Origin of the sequence: Kitasatospora sp. NBC_01250 (assembly GCF_036226465.1) — a bacterium.
GTDB lineage: Bacteria > Actinomycetota > Actinomycetes > Streptomycetales > Streptomycetaceae > Kitasatospora.
The window spans coordinates 8085155-8102952 of sequence record NZ_CP108476.1 but is presented as its reverse complement, the minus strand read 5'-3'; the positions used below and the strand labels follow the sequence as shown (position 1 = coordinate 8102952).

The window sequence follows — 17798 nt, the reverse complement described above, 5'->3', positions numbered from 1 at the left end:
GACGCCGGCGCCTTTGGCCCCGGGCGGACCCGCCGGATAGCCTACGTCCGATGGATGGGCAGGTACGGCTTCAGATCTTCGGGGGGCTTCGACTCTGGCGGGACGGCACGGAGGTGACCGTGGGCCCGCCGCACCGGCACACGGTGCTGGCGGCCCTCGTGGTGGCCCGGGGCGGCACCCTCAGCACGTCCGCGCTGGTCGACGCCGTGTGGGGGGAACACCCGCCGTCCACCGCCGTGAACCAGCTGCACCGCCACATCGGCAACCTGCGCCGGCTCCTGGAGCCTGCCCTGGCCCCGCGCACAGCGGGAAGCCGGCTGCTGGCCGCTCCCTCCGGCTACCGGCTCGACACCTCGGCCGCCGAAAGCGAGGCCGCGTTCTTCGACGACCTCCTGGCGCGCGGCCGGGCCGGCGGGCCGCAGGCGCCCGCCTGTTGGCGCGAGCTCGCGGAGTTGGTCCGGCGGCCGCTGCTGGCCGGGTTGGATCCGGCGGCGTTGACGCGACCCCCTTTCGCGGCCATGGAGCGGGCCCGGATCGCCGCCGCGGCGGAGGCGATGGCCGCGGCCACCGAGGCGGGTGACGCCGCGTCGGTGCTGGCCGCCGTCCGCGAGGTCGCGGCGGACGCCCCCTGGGACGAGCCCCTGCACGCGGCGCTGGTCCGGGGACTGGTCGCGGCGGGGCGCCGGGCCGAGGCGCTCACCCTCTTCGAGGAGATCCGCGTCCGACTGGCCGAGGAACTGGGCGTCGACCCCTCCGAGGTGCTCCGGGCCGCGTACGAGCGGGCGCTGCGCGAGCCAGCCTTGTCCGCGCCCCGCACCGGGCCCGCCGGTCCGCCACCCCCTGCGCCGGGCCATGGACCCGACACCCTGCCGCTACCGGTCGCCGGCTTCACCGAACGCCCCGAACTGACCGACGCGTTGGAGCAGGCCATGGCCGACGTCGGCCCCGGCACGACGGTGGTGCTCACGGCCCTGGCCGGGATGGGCGGTGTGGGCAAGACCGCGCTGGCCGTGCACTGGGCGCGCCGGGTGGCCCGGCAGTTCCCGGACGGGCGCCTCTACCTGAACCTGCGCGGCTTCGATCCGGGCGCTCGGCCCGTGGATCCCGGCGAAGCGCTGGCGATGCTGCTGGTCGCGCTCGGAGAACCCGCCGAGGAGTCGGCGGAGGATCTCCCCCTGCGGGCCGCCCGGTTCCGCGCCGCGGTGGCCGGGCGGCGACTGCTGCTGGTGCTGGACAACGCCCGCGACGCGGAGCAGGTCCGGTGGCTTCTTCCGGGCGCCCCCGGCTGCCTGGTGCTGGTGACCAGCCGCAACCGGCTGAGCTCGCTGGTGGTGCGCGAAGGCGCCCGGGTGGTCTCCGTGGACCGGCTGGCACCGGCTCAGGCCCGCGAGCTGCTGGCCAACCGCCTCGGCCCGCAGCGGCTGGCGGCCGAACCCGAGGCGGTGGAATCCGTCCTGGCGACCTGCGGCGGTCTGCCCCTGGCGCTGTCGATAGCCGCGGCCCGACTGGCCATCAGCCCGGGGCTGACGCTGGCCGACGTGGCCGGCGACCTCGCGGGCCGACAGCTGGCCGCGCTGGAACTGGGCGACCCGGACACCGACCTGCGGTCGGTCTTCGCCTGGTCCTACCGGGCGCTGAGCCCCTCGTCGGCCCGGCTCTTCCGGCTGCTCGCCGTCCATCCGGGCCCGGAGATCTCGCTCGCCTCCGCCGCCAGCGTGGCGGGCCTTCCGGTGGCCCGGACACGCACGTTGGCCCAGGAGCTCTGCGAGGCCAACATGCTGAGCGAGCACGCCCGCGACTGCTACACCCTGCACGACCTGCTGCGCGCCTACGCCGCCGGGCTGCCCGCCGAGCCCGACGACGACCGCCCCTCGGCGCTGGGACGGCTGCTCGACCACTTCGGACACTGCGCGGTCGCCGCAGGCAGCGCGATCTCCACCCGCCCGGAGCTCAGGGAGCTTCAGGCCGCACTCCCGGGCGCCGTGGTGCTCGAGTTCGCGGACCGGCCGACCGGCATGGCCTGGTACGCGGCCGAGTACCGCACCATCCTGACGCTGCTCCGCTCGGTCCACGACGAGGGTCAGCTGCGCCGGATCTGGAGCCTGGCGTACGCCAGCTACCTCTACACCTACCAGCAGGGCTGGTCGCAGGACGAGATCGAGATCCTGCGGATCGCTCTCGGCGCACCCGCCACCGTGAGCCCGGTCCGCGAGGTCCTCGAGGGGCGGCTCGGCCTGGCCCGCGCCTACGCCCAGACCGGCCGCTTCGCCCAGGCCGACGAGCTGCTGATCCCGCTCCTGGCCGAGGTACCCGCCCTTCCGGCGACACCGCGGGCCACCGTCCTGCGCAGCGCCGGCTGGGTGCGGGGCCGTCAGGGACGCCACCGGGAAGCCCTGGAGTATGCCCAGCAGGCGCTGGCCGTCTACCGGGTCCTGGGCAGCGACAACCACATCGCCCGGGAGCTCAACGCCGTCGGCTGGTACCACGCACTGCTCGGCGAGTACGAGCAGGCCATCCAGAGCTGCGAGCAGGCCCTGCCACTCCTCCAGGCGACCGCCAACCACCGCGCCGAGGCCGCCACCTGGGACAGCATCGGCTACGCGCACCACCACCTCGGCCACTTCCCGCGGGCCGTCGAATGCTTCGAGCACGCACTCGACGGCTACCGCGAGGCGAGCGACCAGGTGAACGAGGCCGAAGTACTCGACCATCTCGCCGACACCCGGCTCGCCCTCGGCGACCCGGCCGGCGCCCGAGCCGCCTGGCAGCGCGCCGCGGACCTGCTGACCGGCCTCGGCCACCCCGAAGCCACCACCCTGCGGGCCAAGGCGGCGGCGCACGGTCCCGGCGGACGCTAACCTACGTGGTGCCCGGTGACGGGCGATTGCTGGGCGAACGAGCTCCGACGAGCACCGTGTGACAGCGTCCGGAGAGCGGGTGCGGACCGCTTCCGGGAAGGTGGCTGACCCGGAGGACGAGGATGCAGCGCGAGACGCAGGGGTCGGCCCTGCTCGGGCGGCAGCGGGAGACAGATCTGCTGGAGGCGGCCATCGAGCGGGCCGCCGACGGCGGGGGCGGCTCGGCCATCCTGTTGCGCGGCGAGGCCGGCATCGGCAAGAGCGCCCTGCTGGAGTGGGCCGGGCACCGGGCGCGCGAGCACGGCTTCGCCGTGCTGCGGGCGGTCGGCGCCGAAGCGGAGACGGAGTTCGCCTTCGGCGCCCTGCACCAGGCCCTCTGGCCGCTGCTGCAACGTTCCACAGCCCTGACCTCCCACCAGCGGGACGCGCTGGAGAGCGCTTTCGGCGGCCGCGCCGGAGCCCCGCCGAGCGGATTCGCCGTCGGGGCGGCCTCGCTCGCGCTGCTCGCCGAGGCCGCGCGCACCAGCCCGCTGCTGCTCGTCCTGGACGATCTGCACTGGATCGACTCGTCGAGCGCAACCGTGTTCGCCTTCCTCCGACGGCGCTGCGCGGAGCTGCCGCTGGTGATCATCGGCGCGAGTCGTCCGGAGGGTGCGGCGGCAGAGGCGTGGCCGACGGAGCCTGTCGAGCTACAGGCACTGTCCCGCCCGGACGCGGCGGCACTGTTGCTGCACCGCTTCCCGGAGCTGGCCACCACGGCAGCGGAGCGGCTCCTCGACGAGGCGGCGGGCAACCCGCTGGCACTCGTGGAACTGCCGCGCCAGCTGCCCGGTGAGCAGCAGCGGGGCATCGTCCCGCTGCCCGATCGGCTTCCGCTGGGGCGGCGGTTGGAGCGGATGTTCGCCGAACGACTGGAATCACTGACTCCCGCCGCCAGTCGCCTCCTCCTTCTGGCGGCGCTCGCCACGGGCACCGACGGCGGCAGCGGGGCATGGCTGTGCGAAGCGGTCGGCGATGGGGCGGAGGAGGCCCTGGACAGGATCGAGGCCGACGGCCTCGCCCGGCTGGACCCGGCCGGACGGCTGGTCTTCCGGCACCCGCTGGTTCGCACAGCCGTGATCTCGTGCGCGTCGGAGTCCGCGCGGCGTGAGGCCCACCGCGTGCTGGCCGGGTTCCTCGCACCGGACGACGCTCGTCGCCTGGTCCATGAGGCATCGGCCGCGCTGCTGCTGGACGAGGCGCTCGCGGGCCGCTTGCAGGAGGCCGGCAGCCGGCTCGCCCGGCGTGGCGGCGACGCGGAAGGAGCGCTCCTGCTCGACCGGGCCGCCGCGCTCAGCGCCGACCCCGCCGAGCGGGCCCGCAGGCTCACCTGGGCCGCCGTGATGGCGGCCCGCGGCGGCCAACTGCGCCACACCGCGGCCTTGGTGGAGGAGCTGAAGAGCTCCCCGGTGCCGCCGGACATCACCCCGCTGTTCGCGTACGCGGTGGTGTACGTCGACCAGAGCCACCGGATCGGCTTCGAGTCCTCGGCCACGCTGCTGCCGGCGGCCCTCGACGCCCTGACAGCGCCCGGCGCCCCGTCCTTCGGCGGACTGGCCGAGCAGGTCTACTTCAAACTCCTGCTCGCCGCCACCTACACCGACGACCCCCGTGCGTGGGCGGCCCTGGAGCGGCACCGGGAGCACACGTCCGACGCCGGTCGGCTCTGCTACCGGGCCTGGACCGATCCGGCCGCCGGCCTGGCCGAGGAGCTGCGCGCCGTGGTCGACGGGATGAACGAGGAGCAGGAGGCGGGAGCTGCCTGGCTCCTGCTGTGGACCACCTCGGCGATCGACAGTGCCGACGACGACCTGTGGCGACGCTTCACCGGGCTGCACGGCTATGCCACCCAGGGCTCGGTGGCGAAGGCGAAGTGCCATCAGGACTTCCTCCGCGGCCGCTGGGACCTGGCATCCGTCTGCCTGCGGGAGGCCGAGACCGCGGAGGACCTCGGCTACCACTGCAACGCGCTGGTCTTCCGCCACTACTACGCCCACTTCCTGGCCGGCCGCGGCGACGAGGCGCGGTTCCGCGAGATCGAGCGGCTCATCAGGCCGGTGGCCGCGCAGGCCCGGATGCGGTTCGTGCTGGAGCGGCTGACCCATCTGCGGGGCCTGATCGCCCTGGCCCACGGGCACCACGAGCAGGCATACGCGCACTTCGCCGACATCACACCACCCGGCCGTCCGCCCAAGGGCCTTCCCTGGCTCCACACCCTGGTCTTCGACCTGGCCGAGGCCGCCGTGCACACGGGTCGGTGCCGGGAGGCTCGGGCGCACGTCGCCGCCGTACGGGCCGAAGGGTCCGCGGAGATATCCGGCCGCCACGCCTTCCTGCTGGCCGCGGCCGCCGCCCTGACCGCCGACGAGGACGAGGCCGATGCCGCCTACCGCGCGGCGTACGCCGTGCCGGGCGCCGAGCGGTGGGTCTTCGAACTCGCGCGCCTGCGGCTGGCCCACGGCTCGTGGCTCCGCCGCCGGCATCGCGCCGAAGCCCGGGACCTCCTGCGTGCGGCGCACCACGCCTTCCGCGGGCTCCAGGCCGACCCCTGGGCGCAGCGCGCCGAGGAGGAACTGCGGGCCGCGGGAAACCCGGTGGCCCCGGCACCGCGCAGTTCGCCCGCGGAGCTGACCGCCCAGGAGCTGCGCATCGCCAGGCTCGCCGCCACCGGCCTGAGCAACAAGGAGATCGGCCAAGCCCTCCGCCTGTCGCCGCGCACCGTCGCGGCGCACCTCTACAAGATCTTCCCCAAGCTCGGCATCACCTCGCGGGCTGCTGTCGCCCACGCCCTCGGCGCCTGCTGAAACCGAAGGCGGCCGGCGATTCCTGTCCTGCCCGTGCACTGCGTCCGGTCCGACAGCGCACACCGCCCTCATCCTGCCGACCGACAGTCAGATGACTTAGAGCGCCGGACGACCCGCAGACCAGGCTGACTCCGCAGGGGTACAGCCGAGAGGGGCAGTCAGGTGAGCTTGCTGGTAACGACCGATGCGGTCCCGGATGCGGAAAAGGCGGGGTTCTGGGGAGCGGCGGTGTCGCGGACGCTGGTACCGGTGGAGGTGGTGCCGCTGGCCGATCGGCCGTTCGAGGGCCGCCTGGTGTCGCACCGGCTGGGATACCTGCGGGTGTCCACGCTGGAAGCGGACGCGACCCGGGTGAGCCGCAGCGCCTCGTTGATCGCACGGTCCCCGCAGGCCGAGGCGCAGGTCGGGGTGGCGGTACAGGTGTCCGGCCGCGCCGTACTGGCGCAGGAAGGGCGCCGGGCGCCGGTACCGGCGGGCAGTCTCGTGCTGTACGACACCACTCGGCCGTACGCCTTCGACTACCCGGAGCGCTTCAGCACCCACCTGCTCCAAGTACCGCGCAGGCTGCTGGGGGTGGCGGAGCAGGACATCCGGCAGGTGGCGGGGACGGCCGTCACCTCCGCCGAGGGGCTCGGAGCCGTCCTGCTGCCCTTCCTCGACACCCTCGCCGCCTGCGCGCACTCCTACCCGGCCTCCGTCGGCGATCGGCTGGCCGGCAGCGTCACCGACCTGCTCGGCACGCTCGTCGCCCAGCTCACCGGGGCGGCCACCGACCCGCACACCCGGGACGGCCATCTCGTCCAACGGGTACAGGAGCACATCGACCACCACCTGGGCGACCCGGAACTCTCACCGGAGACCATCGCCGGCGCCCATCACATCTCGGTGCGCTACCTGCACCGCCTCTTCGAAGGCGAGAGCACCACGGTGAGCCGGCTCATCCAGCAACGCCGCTTGGAGGCCTGCGCCCGCGACCTGGCCCGGCGCAGCCGCACCGCACCGACGGTGTCAGCGGTCGCCCAGCGCTGGGGGTTCGTCAACCCGGCCCACTTCAGCCGCGCCTTCCGCGCCGCCTACGGGGTGCCCCCGCGGGCGTGGCGCGCGCTCCGAACAGCCGAAGGAGCTGACGACCCGCCGGCCCGATGGTCCAGGCCTCCACCCATCCAGGTCAACTCACCCGTCCGCCTGATCCGACCGTGCCGGCAGGATCCCTACACCCGGATGTGTCCAGCACGCTCCCCCAGCTGGTGCGGCATCTGCCAGCCCTGCGCCAGGCGCGAGGGGCGCAGGTTCGCTCCGCCGCCGAAGAACTCGCAGAACTTCATGATGAGCGGGTCCCAGCCCACCGGATCCACGTACTGCGTGCCCGGGATCACCAACTCCTCCTCGACGTGGGCGCGCAGGACCTCCACCTGGAACGCGGAGACGTTCGGCCCGACCTCGCCGAAGGGGTGCACGGCCACGACGCGGCACTCCAGTTGGATCGGGCACTGCGCCACCCGTGGCGCCCGTACCAGCTCCGCCACCTGCTCGGTCAGGCCTGCCAGTGCGAACTTGTCGCGCACGTGGCGGTAGCCCTGCTGCACCCGGTACTCCTCCACCACCGGGTTCCCCGTGGTGAGCGCGATCCGGTCGACCGCGTCGACCATCGAAGCGGACGGCAGGTTGAGCACGCACTCGCGCTCGCGCAGCAGATTCGCCACCGTCTGGCTCCCGTTGCCCATCCCGATCATGCCGGACTGCCCCAGCCAGAACGCGGACGAGATCGGCGCGAGGTTCGCCGACCCGTCCTCGTTGCGGGTACCGACCAGCACCACGGGAGTCCCGAAGTACAGCACCTTCAGTCCTGGGACCACATGCATGTCTCTTGCCTTCCACCGGAGATGATCCAACGACCCCACTCTCCGCGAACCGCCACCCCCGGCGCTGGCGGCAATCGGACACCGCGTTCCCCGCTCTGGGCCGCTCTGGGGCACGAAAGACCCCGGGCCCGGTGCGCCGTGGCGCGCCGGGCCCGGGGTGGGGGTGGGGCGGGTCAGGAGAGGTCGCCGTGGGGGTGGGGCGGGCGCGGGGGCCAGGGGCGGCGGCCGCGGGGGTGGCGGGTGAGGGTGTAGCCGCCGACGCCGGCCAGGGAGGCGAGGGCGGCGCCGCCCAGGGTCCAGAACCAGCGGGTGTTCCAGCCGGAGAAGAGGCCGGAGTACCAGTGGCTCTTCGGCGCGGTCGGTGCCGCGACCAGGGCGCCGCCGGGCGTGGCGGCGGCGGTGGCCGCCGGGGTCGGGCTCGGGGCGCTCGTGGCGCCCGGGGCGGCGGTCGCACCGGGGTTGACCGGGGGCACCAGCGGTGCCTTCAGGTCGCCGCCCTCCGGCTGGGCGTCGTCCGCCCCGCCTTCCGAGCCGACCTGGAGGTTCACCTGGGCGGCCAGCCCGAGGTCCGGCTGCTGCACGTCGGAGACGGAGAGCCGGACGTAGTAGGTGCCGGGCAGCGGATCACCGGACCAGGGCTCGGCCCAGGAGCGGATCTGCCGCAGGGTGCAACTCATCGAGACCGAGCCGGTGTTCTGGTCGGCGGTGCCGTTCTGCGGTCCGGCGGTGCAGGCCTGGCGACGGCGCAGGCCGTCGAAGAGGTCCACCGTCCAGGTCTGCGAGCCGTGCCGCTGGGCGGACGGCGGCAGGGTGACGTCGACCTTGACGGTGTCGGTCTGGCCGGCCGAGGCGGCGAACGCCCAGTACAGGTAGTCGCCGGTGGAGGCGGTGACCTGGGCCGACTGGCCCGCGGCCAGCGTGGTGGCGGTCAGGAAGGAGGTGCCGGAGCTGGTCACCGGCGCCGCACCGCTCGCCGAGGAGGAGGGCTGCGCCGAGGGCGAGGCCGCCCGGGCCGCGGGCGCGCCGAGTGCCAGGGCGGCGACAGCGGCCACCGCGGTACCCCGCGCAACGACCCGAGCAGCGGACAGGGTGGTCAAGTAGGTGCCACGCATCGTCAGTTCTCCCGCCAGACAGAGATCCGCCACCGGGCGATCCAGCCCCAGAGCAGGCCGGTGACCAGCCCCGCCCCGGTGAGCACCAGCAGCATGATCCAGCCGCGGCCCAGGCCCAGTGCCGGGCCGGCCGGCGCGGGCGAGGCCTTCACGACGTCCACCGTCAGCTCCAGCGGCAGACCGGGGTCGGTCTGCACGCCGGGCTGCGCGGCGAAGGAGTTGCTCACGGTCAGGCAGACGATCTGACCGGCGCTCGCGTCGGCCGTGCTCCCCGTGCTCCCCGTGGAGCCGCCGGTCGGCGTGGCGGTGGCGCTGGGCGAGTCACTGGCGGACCAGCGCACCCCGGTGGAGGCGACGTCGGTGCGCCCGCTGCCCGCGTCCGAACCGCGCACGAGTTCCTGGCCGGAGGCGTCGCTGGCCTGCAGCAGTACGCCGTAGTCGCGGGCCACCGCGCGGTCGGGGGTGACGCTCACCGAGGCGCGCAGCTCCTGGCCGGGCTTGACCGAGACGCGGTAGTAGCGGTGCTCGGAGAACTTCTCCCGGTCGGCGTAGACGCCGGGGGTGAGCAGCGGGGCGCCGGCGCAGCTGTCGGAGCCCGAGACGTTGGCGGGTGTCGCCCGGTAACTGGTGTCCGACTTCTGGACCAGTTGCTGGACCCGCTGGGTGAGCTGCTGCTGGGTGCGCACGTCGGTGTAGGTGCCGCCGGTGGCGTTGGCGATGCAGAGCAACTGCTGGCGGACCTGGTCGTCGTGGGCCAGGCCCAGCGTGTCCACCACCAGGTGGGTGCCCTGGGCGGCCAGCTGGCGGGCCACGTCGCACGGGTCCGGCGGGGCGCAGTCGTCCTCGCCGTCGGTGATCAGCACCACGCGGCGGGTGGCCTGCCCGGTGCCCAGGTCCTGTGCCGCGCCCTGCAGGGCCAGGCCGATCGGGGTCCAGCCGGTGGGGCGCAGGGTGGCGACGGCGGTCTTGGCCTCGACCTTGTCGGTCCTGCCGACCGGGTAGAGGACCTTGGTGTCCTTGCAGCCGTCCGTCTTGTCGCTCACCGGGTAGGTCGCGCCCAGCGTCCGGATGCCGAACTCGGCCTCGGGCGGCAGCGCGTCGATCACCTCGTCGATGGACTGCTGGGCCACCGAGATCCGGCTCCGGCCCTCGATGTCGGCGGTCCCCATGGAGCCGCTGACGTCGAGGATGAGGTCGACCTTGGGCGCTTCGGTGGTGGTCGGCGCACTGGCGGTGGGCGTCGGGGCGTCGGCCTGGGCGGGCAGGCCGCCGCCCAGGACCGAGAAGGCCACCGTCAGCAGGGCTGCCGACAGGGCGGCCGGACGGGCCGGCCATCGTCGTTTGGTGATCGTCACAGGGCGCATCTTATGGATCATCAGTTTTTAATACGAATCGCCCCCGGTGTCCCGAGATCCCGGGCGGCCACGGTGCCCCACCGGGCCGGTGCGAGCGGTGTTGGCAGCACGGCTAGGGTGTCCGCCATGATGCGCACCCGGCTGTACCGCAACGGCACCCTGAAACTGGAGGGCTTCCCCGCCGAGGAGATCTCCGACTACATAGGGGACCCCGAATCCACGGTCTGGCTGGACGTGCACGACCCGGAGTCCGCCGACTTCGAGACGATCATCGAGGAGTTCGGCCTGCACGCCCTCGCCGTCGAGGACGCCCGCAACGACCACCAGCGCCCCAAGCTCGACCGCTACCGCACGCACCTCTTCCTCTCCGCCTACGCGGTCTGCCTTGACCCCGACACCGCCGCCTTCAGCGTCGGCGAGGTCGCCGCCTTCATCACGCCCAACGCCCTGATCACCATCCGCAAGGGTCGGCACTGCGACATGGACCACGTCGTCGAGCGCTGGGACAACACCCCGGAGCTGGCCGAACACGGCGTGGGCTTCCTGGTGCACGGGCTGCTGGACTACCTGGTCGACAGCCACTTCAAGGCCGTCCAGGTGCTGGACGAGCGGATCGAGAACCTGGAGGACCTGCTCTTCGAGGACAGCCCCGAGCAGATCCAGGAGGTCCAGCGCACCTCCTACGAGCTGCGCAAGAGCCTGGTCAAGCTGCGCCGCGTGGTGCTGCCGATGCGCGAGGTGGTCAACTCCCTGCTGCGGCGCGACGTCCACGTGGTCAACGAGCCGATGATGCCGTACTACCAGGACGTCTACGACCACGTGCTGCGCGCCACCGAGTGGACCGAGTCCCTGCGCGACCTGGTCACCACGGTGATGGAGACCAACCTGACGGTCCAGGGCAACCGGATGAACATGATCATGAAGAAGGTCACCAGCTGGGCCGCGATCATCGCCGTGCCCACCGCCGTCACCGGCTTCTACGGCCAGAACGTCCCCTATCCGGGCTTCGGCACCCAGGCCGGCTTCTGGGCCTCCACCGTCATCATGATCGTGCTCTCGGTGGTGCTCTACGTGACCTTCAAGCGCCGCGACTGGGTCTGACGGCGCAGGGCGACAGCGCAGGGCGACGGCGCGGAAGGACGGCGCGGAAGGACGGCGCCGCAACGCGCGTGGGCCACGACCGCGCGATCGCGACCGTGGCCCACGCCGGCCGCCGGCCTAGAGCGTACGCTCCAGGCGGTCGGCCATCAGCTTGACGAACCGCGACGGGTCGCTCAGCTCGCCGCCCTCGGCCAGCAGGGCCATGCCGTAGACGAGTTCGGCCGCCTCGGCGAGCGAAGCCTCCTCGGTGCCCTCCGCGCGACCGGCGTGCGCCCGGTTGAGGCCGCTGACCAGCGCGTGCGTCGGGTTGAGTTCGAGGATCCGCTTGCTCTCGGGGATCGGCTGCCCCATCGCGCGGTACATGTTCGCCAGCGCCGGGGTGACGTCGCCCGCGTCCGAGACGATGCAGGCCGGCGAGACGGTCAGGCGCGAGGAGAGGCGCACCTCCTTGACCGTGTCGCCCAGTTGCTGCGACATCCAGGAGAGCAGACCCGCGTACTCCTCCTGCTGCTTGCCGCGCTCGGTCTCGGCCTCCTTCTTCTCCTCCTCGGTGCCGAGGTCGACCTCGCCCTTGGCCACCGAGCGGAACTCCTTGCCGTCGAACGCCGGCACCGCCTCGACCCACACCTCGTCGACCGGGTCGGTGAGCAGCAGCACCTCGATGCCCTTGGCCCGGAACGCCTCCATGTGCGGGGAGTTCTCGATGGCCTGCCGGGACTCGCCGGTGAGGTAGAAGATGTGCTCCTGGCCCTCCTTCATCCGCTCGACGTACTGGGCCAGCGTGGTGGGCTGCTCCTTGCCGTCCTCGCCGTCGGCGACGTGCGTCGTGGCGAAGGAGGAGACGCCGAGGATCGCGTCGCGGTTGTCGAAGTCGCTGAGCAGGCCCTCCTTGACGACCCGGCCGAACTCCTGCCAGAAGGTGGCGTAGCGCTCCGGGTGGGCGGACATCAGGTCCTTGACCGTGGAGAGCACCTTCTTGGCCAGGCGGCGGTGCATCAGCTGGATCTGCCGGTCCTGCTGCAGGATCTCGCGCGAGACGTTGAGCGACAGGTCCTGCGCGTCCACCACACCCTTGACGAAGCGCAGGTAGGGCGGCATCAGCGCCTCGCAGTCGTCCATGATGAAGACGCGCTTCACATAGAGCTGGATGCCGCGCTGGTAGCCCTGCATGAACAGGTCCTGCGGCGCGTGCGCCGGGATGAACAGCAGCGCCTGGTACTCGAAGGTGCCCTCGGCCTGGAGCCGGATGACCTCCAGCGGGTCGTTCCAGTCGTGGCTGATGTGCTTGTACAGCTCGTGGTACTCGTCGTCGGTGACCTCGTCGCGCGAGCGCGCCCACAGCGCCTTCATCGAGTTCAGCGTCTCGGGCTCGGCCGGGGCCTGCGCCTGGTCGGCCGACGCCTCGCCGTCCTCGCCCTGCGCGTCGGCGGCGGGCGCCGCCGGCTGCTCCACGGCCATCCGGATCGGCCAGGTGATGAAGTCCGAGTAGCGCTTGACGAGTTCCCGGATCTTCCAGGGCGAGGTGTAGTCGTAGAGCTTGTCCTCGGTGTCCTCCGGCTTGAGCCGCAGGGTAACCGAGGTGCCCTGCGGGGCGTCCTCGACGGTCTCGACGGTGTAGGTGCCCTCGCCGGTCGACGACCAGCGGGTGCCCTGGCCCTCGCCCGCGCGCCGGGTCACCAGCGTGACCTCGTCGGCCACCATGAAGCTGGAGTAGAAGCCGACGCCGAACTGCCCGATCAGGCCCTCGGCGGTGGCGGCGTTCTCGGCCTCCTTGAGCTCCTTGAGGAACTTCGCGGTACCGGAGTTGGCGATCGTGCCGATGAGCTGGACCACCTCATCGTGCGACATGCCGATGCCGTTGTCCCGCACGGTCAGCGTCCGGTCCTGCTTGTCGGCCTCGATCTCGATGTGCAGATCGGACACGTCCGCGTCGAGCGAGCCGTCCCGCAGGGCCTCCAGCCGCAGCTTGTCGAGCGCGTCGGAGGAGTTGGAGACGAGTTCACGCAGGAACACGTCCTTGTTCGAGTAGATCGAGTGGATCATCATCTGCAGAAGCTGGCGCGCTTCCACCTGAAACTCGAACGTCTCAGTCGGCATATCCGTTATTCCTTCTCAGGTCACCTGGTGTCGGGATCTGACCTGAGTACTTTAGACGAACGGGTTGTCGGGCAAACCCCTCTTCAGCAGGGAAGACGGGCAGACCGCGAGCCGACCGGGCGCGAAGTCCCGGTCGGCTCACAGCCGGTGATGGACCGCCGGGCGGCGACTACTGCGCGTACAGCCGGCCGGCGAAGCGGCGGGCGAAGCCGTCGCCGGTGTTGGCGGTGACCGTGTAGTCGTAACGGCCCGCCGCGGTGGCGGACAGCGTGCGGGTCACCGAGCCGCCCGCCGCGACGGTCACCTGCGTCGCCGAGCCGGAGCCGGCCAGGTAGGCGGCGTTGGCGTTGACGGTGAAGACGGCGGCGACGGAGCCCGCGTTGGTCAGCGTCAGGGTCAGCGTGGCGCCGTCCCGCCCGTCCACCACGGCCGCCTCGAGGTGCGCCTTGGCACTGTTCGACCAGGTCAGCACATTGCCCTGGAAGCCGCGCAGGTAGCCGTCGGGGCCGTGCAGGTCGATGTCGTAGGGGCCGCCGCCGTAGGTCTTGGCGGAGAAGTAGTCGGAGATCGAGCCGCCGGCCGCGCAGGTGTAGGGCCAGGCGGCGTAGGTCCGGTCGTTGACGGTGTAGGCCGTGAAGGCGCCGCCCAGCGGACCGCCGGAGACGGTCTTGAACCAGATCCGGCCGGTCGAGGTGTCGGTCCAGGAAGTGGTGTCGAAGACGTAGCCGAGCGCCTGCGCGGGCCGGTCGCCGGACTCCTGGCCGGGCAGCGCGCCCGCGCTGGGCACCTTGGGCGCGGGCAGGCTCTCCTCGTTGTTCGCGGCGGTGACCAGCGCGGCGGTGTTCGGCAGGTTGGTGGGAAACGCGACCGGGCTCGCCCCGAAGCTGAACGCGCTGGTCAGGTCGCCGCTCACGGAGCGCCGCCAGGCGGAGATGTTGCTGCAGGTCACACCCGTGACCAGCTCGGCGAAGCGCAGCGGCGAGGTGTGGTCGAAGGTCTGCGAGCAGACCCGTCCGCCGGTGGACCAGGGCGAGATCACCGTCATCGGCACCCGCGGGCCCATGCCGATCGGCAGGCCGCTGATGTACTCGTCGGCGGTGCCGGAGGGCGCGGTGGGCGGGGCGACGTGGTCGAAGAAGCCGTCGTTCTCGTCGAAGTTGTAGAAGACGACGGTGGAGTCCCAGGTGGCCTGGTCGCCCGCGATGGCCGACAGCACGCCGTTGACGAAGTCCGCGCCGTCGGCCGGGCGGTTGGCCGGGTGCTCGCACTGCGCGGTCGGCGCCACCACCCACGAGACGGTCGGGAAGGTGCCGGCCGCGATGTCCGCACTGATCGCCGAGGCGATGTTCGCCACCCGGGCCATGCCGTTGACGTACAGCGGGTCGTTGGTCGCGGCGTTCTTGAACTGGGTGAACCAGGCGAGCGGGTTGTCGTCGTAGTTGTCGGCCTCCTGGTAGACCCGCCAGGAGACGCCGGCGTCCTGCAGCATCTCGGGGTAGGTGGTCCAGGAGTAGCCGGCCTCGCTGTTGTCGGTGACCGGCCCGCCGCCGGTGCCGTTCGGGTCGACCATGCCGGTCCACTGGTAGAGCCGGTTCGGGTTGGTCGGGCCCTGGACCGAGCAGAAGTACTGGTCGCAGATGGTGAAGGCGTCGGCCAGCGCGTAGTGGTACGGCAGGTCGGTGCGGGTGTAGTAGCCCATGGTGTACCCGGTCTTCTCCGGGATCCAGTTGTTGTTCAGACCGCCGTTCCAGGCACCGTGGGTGCCGCTCCACGAGTGGTCGAGGTCCTCCACCTGCTGGGCGTCCGTCAGTGCGGTGTTCAGGTGCCAGGGCAGCAGGATGCTGCCGCCGCCGGCCGAGCCCTTGGTGTTCTGGCTCCAGACGTTGGAGCCCTTCGGGAAGCGCAGCAGCGAGGTGTCGGCGTAGCCGCGCACCCCCGACAGGGTGCCGTAGTAGTGGTCGAAGGAGCGGTTCTCCTGCATCAGGATCACGACGTGCTTGACCGAGGAGAGCGAACCGCTCCCGGTGCTCGCGGCCATGGCTCGGCGCACCGACCCTGGGAGCACGCCGAGCGCGCTGCCCGCACCGATGGCGGCGGCTGAACCGAGCAGGGCGCGGCGGGAGATCGGGGACATCCGGGGACCTTTCTTCGCGGTGGAGGACTACCGAGAAAGGTCGTGCAGCGGCAGGGAACTTGGCTGGACAACTTCCCTGTACGGCAGATGAATCGGAGGCGACGAACCACCATGACGATCTTTCATCTTCAGGCCGCGGCAGGCCGGAACGGCCGTTACTCTGTCCCGACACGACCACGAGATGAGGCCGAGGATGTCGGACACGGACTGGATGAGGCACAAGCCGGAGGATGACGACCGACCGGCCGTCGATCTGCGGATGGAGGTCCCGCATTCGGCCCGGGTCTACGACTACCTCATCGGCGGCAAGACCAACTTCGAGGCGGACCGGGTGGCCGCCCACGCCTCGGTCGAGGCCTGGCCGGCCCTGCCCGTCTCGATGCGGACCACCCGCACCTTCATGCAGCGCGCCGTGCGCCACCTGACCGAGCAGTACGGGGTCCGCCAGTTCCTGGACATCGGCACCGGCATCCCCACCTCGCCCAACGTGCACGAGATCGCCCAGGCCATCGCCCCCGAGACGCGGGTCGCCTACGTCGACAACGACCCGATCGTGCTGACCCACGCGCGGGCCCTGATGTCGAGCACCCCGCAGGGCCGCACCTGCTACCTGGACGCCGACCTGCGCGACGTCGACTCGATCATCGGCTCGGCGCAGCTGCGCGAGGTGCTGGACCTGAGCCGCCCGGTGGCACTGTCACTGATCGCGATCGTGCACTTCGTGCTCGACCGGGACGACCCGCAGGGCATCGTGCGCCGGCTCATGGACCAGCTCGCCCCGGGCAGCTTCCTCGCCCTGACCGTCTTCACCGGCGACACCGACCCGGTGGGCGTGGGCGGGGTCAGCCGCGAGTACAACGCGCGCGGCATCCCGCTCCAGGTCCGGGACAAGGCGGAGGCGACCGCCTTCTTCGACGGCTACGAGCTGCTCGACCCCGGGGTGGCCCTGGTCCACCAGTGGCGGCCGGACCCGGGCGCGGCCCCGGTGCGCGACCAGGACATCGCGATGTACGGCGGCGTGGCCGTCAAACGCGGCTGACGTCAAACACGGCTGACGTCAAACGCGGCTGACGTCAAACGCGGCTGACCTGCTCGTCACCGGAGCGCTTCGCCTTCTCACGACGGCGCCGCGCACGCCCGTCCCGGCCCACCCGCTCGCCGCGGATCAGCCGACGCAGCCGGCCGAACCGGGAGAACCGCTCCCGGTCGGCCGCCGAGGCCCGGTCCAGCTCCTCCATCAGGCGCCGCGAGCGGTGGTCCAGGTCAAGCTCGTCGAGGATCCGGTCGACCTCGGCCAGCAGCGAGCCGTGCAGCTGCCAGGCCTTGGGGTGCTCCTGGACGCGCCGCAGCAGCAGCTGGGCGACCCGGTCCCGGCTGGCCCAGGCCGCGGTCAGCTCCTCGGCCAGCCGGTTCTCGGCCTGCTGCGCGTCACTGCTGACCTGCGTGGTCACCAGGACCGCGAAGCTGACCAGAGCGTTGCCGATGTGCTCCAGCAGCTCCTCCAGCTCCACGGCGACCTCGGGCGGGAAGAGGCGTTCGCCCACCTCGCGCCGCTTGGCCAGGTCGGTCAGCGAGCGGGCCAGCACCCGGACCACGACCACGCAGATCTCCAGGGTGTCCAGCCCGGTGCGCAGCACTATCCGCGAGAGCCGGCCCTCGGTGATCCGCGGGTTCAGCCGCAGGCTGTCCTCGGCCTGGCGCAGCGCCGCGTCCACGTCCGCGATCGCCTGGTCGAGCCGGCGGGCCTCGTGCAGCCGCTCAGCGGCGCGCGCGACCGGGATCGGCTCGCCGAGTTCCTCACCGATCCGCAGCAGCAGGTGGCGGGCGCGGCGGGCCAGGTCCTCGATCGACTCGCCGGCCGTGTCCACCCACACCGGCGGGGCGAACACCAGGTTGAAGAGCAGCCCGACCACCGCCCCGACCAGCGTCTCCAGCACCCGGTCCCAGGCCTGGGAGGCCAGCCTGGTCACCCCGAGCACCAGCATCGCGCTGATCGCGACCTCGTTGACGAACTCGTCCACCCGCACGAAACGCCCGATGGTCAGCGCGGCCAGGATGATCAGCCCCAGGCTCCACCAGCTCAGCCCCATCACCGAGCTGAACCCGATGGCGATCACCACGCCCACCACCACCGAGTTCACCCGGCGGACGCCGGTGGTGAGGGTGGCGTACAGGGTGACCTGCACGACGAGCAGGGCGGTGAGCGGCGCGGTCAGCGGTGCCGGCTCGCTGCTCACCTGCAGCGCGACGACATAGGCGAGGGTCGCCGCCACCGTCGCACGCACCGTCTGCACCACCGCCGGATCGCGCAGCCCGCGCCGGACGATCCCTGTCACTTCCTCACTCACACCGGGCATCCCCTCCTTCTTCCACCGGGAAGCGACGCCGACACCGGCGAAAACCGCAGGTGCCACCATTGGGGGGCGCGGGCGGGTG

10 protein-coding genes and 1 pseudogene are annotated in these 17798 nt (G+C 72.1%); 5 read left to right on the top strand and 6 right to left on the bottom strand.

The window, feature by feature from the left end:
- Positions 1–50: 50 nt before the first annotated feature.
- The 3 genes and pseudogenes from OG500_RS34260 to OG500_RS34250 form a co-directional block, all read left to right on the top strand.
- Positions 51–2858, top strand: coding sequence for an AfsR/SARP family transcriptional regulator (locus OG500_RS34260; protein WP_329585978.1), 2808 nt, complete (start codon positions 51–53; stop codon positions 2856–2858).
- A 122-nt stretch (positions 2859–2980) separates the two neighbouring features.
- Positions 2981–5701: a BREX system ATP-binding domain-containing protein gene (locus OG500_RS34255; protein WP_329585975.1), complete on the top strand. Its 2721-nt coding sequence runs from the start codon at positions 2981–2983 to the stop codon at positions 5699–5701.
- Positions 5702–5863: 162 nt separating this feature from the next.
- Positions 5864–6826 (top strand): annotated as a pseudogene (locus OG500_RS34250) (helix-turn-helix domain-containing protein); the annotation flags it as partial.
- Positions 6827–6912: 86 nt separating this feature from the next.
- Here the strand turns inward: OG500_RS34250 and OG500_RS34245 are convergent.
- From OG500_RS34245 to OG500_RS34235, 3 genes are all read right to left on the bottom strand, one after another.
- Positions 6913–7563 carry a flavin reductase family protein gene (locus OG500_RS34245; protein ID WP_329585972.1) on the bottom strand — a complete coding sequence of 217 codons (651 nt, stop codon included), beginning with the start codon at positions 7561–7563 and terminating at the stop codon, positions 6913–6915.
- 173 nt (positions 7564–7736) lie between these two features.
- Positions 7737–8675 (bottom strand): peptidase, encoded by a 939-nt coding sequence (locus OG500_RS34240; protein ID WP_329585967.1) that lies wholly within the window; start codon positions 8673–8675, stop codon positions 7737–7739.
- A 2-nt stretch (positions 8676–8677) separates the two neighbouring features.
- Positions 8678–10039, bottom strand: a complete 1362-nt coding sequence (locus OG500_RS34235) for a VWA domain-containing protein (protein ID WP_442907100.1) — start codon at positions 10037–10039, stop codon at positions 8678–8680.
- A gap of 117 nt (positions 10040–10156) precedes the next feature.
- Between OG500_RS34235 and OG500_RS34230 the strand changes: the two genes are divergently transcribed.
- Entirely contained in the window at positions 10157–11131 is a 975-nt protein-coding gene (locus OG500_RS34230; RefSeq protein ID WP_327070731.1) for a magnesium transporter CorA family protein, read from the top strand.
- A 117-nt stretch (positions 11132–11248) separates the two neighbouring features.
- Here OG500_RS34230 and htpG read toward each other — a convergent pair whose 3' ends face one another.
- Positions 11249–13228 (bottom strand): molecular chaperone HtpG, encoded by a 1980-nt coding sequence (gene htpG / locus OG500_RS34225; protein ID WP_329585959.1) that lies wholly within the window; start codon positions 13226–13228, stop codon positions 11249–11251.
- Positions 13229–13397: 169 nt separating this feature from the next.
- Entirely contained in the window at positions 13398–15362 is a 1965-nt protein-coding gene (locus OG500_RS34220) for a phosphocholine-specific phospholipase C (protein WP_329585957.1), read from the bottom strand.
- A 193-nt stretch (positions 15363–15555) separates the two neighbouring features.
- On the opposite strand from OG500_RS34220, the gene OG500_RS34215 reads away from it, so the two are divergent.
- Positions 15556–16401 carry an SAM-dependent methyltransferase gene (locus OG500_RS34215; RefSeq protein WP_329585952.1) on the top strand — a complete coding sequence of 282 codons (846 nt, stop codon included), beginning with the start codon at positions 15556–15558 and terminating at the stop codon, positions 16399–16401.
- A gap of 34 nt (positions 16402–16435) precedes the next feature.
- On the opposite strand, the gene OG500_RS34210 is transcribed toward OG500_RS34215, so the two are convergent.
- Complete coding sequence (locus OG500_RS34210) at positions 16436–17719, bottom strand: FUSC family protein (RefSeq protein ID WP_327070727.1); 1284 nt, start codon at positions 17717–17719, stop codon at positions 16436–16438.
- Between the last annotated feature and the right edge of the window lie 79 nt (positions 17720–17798).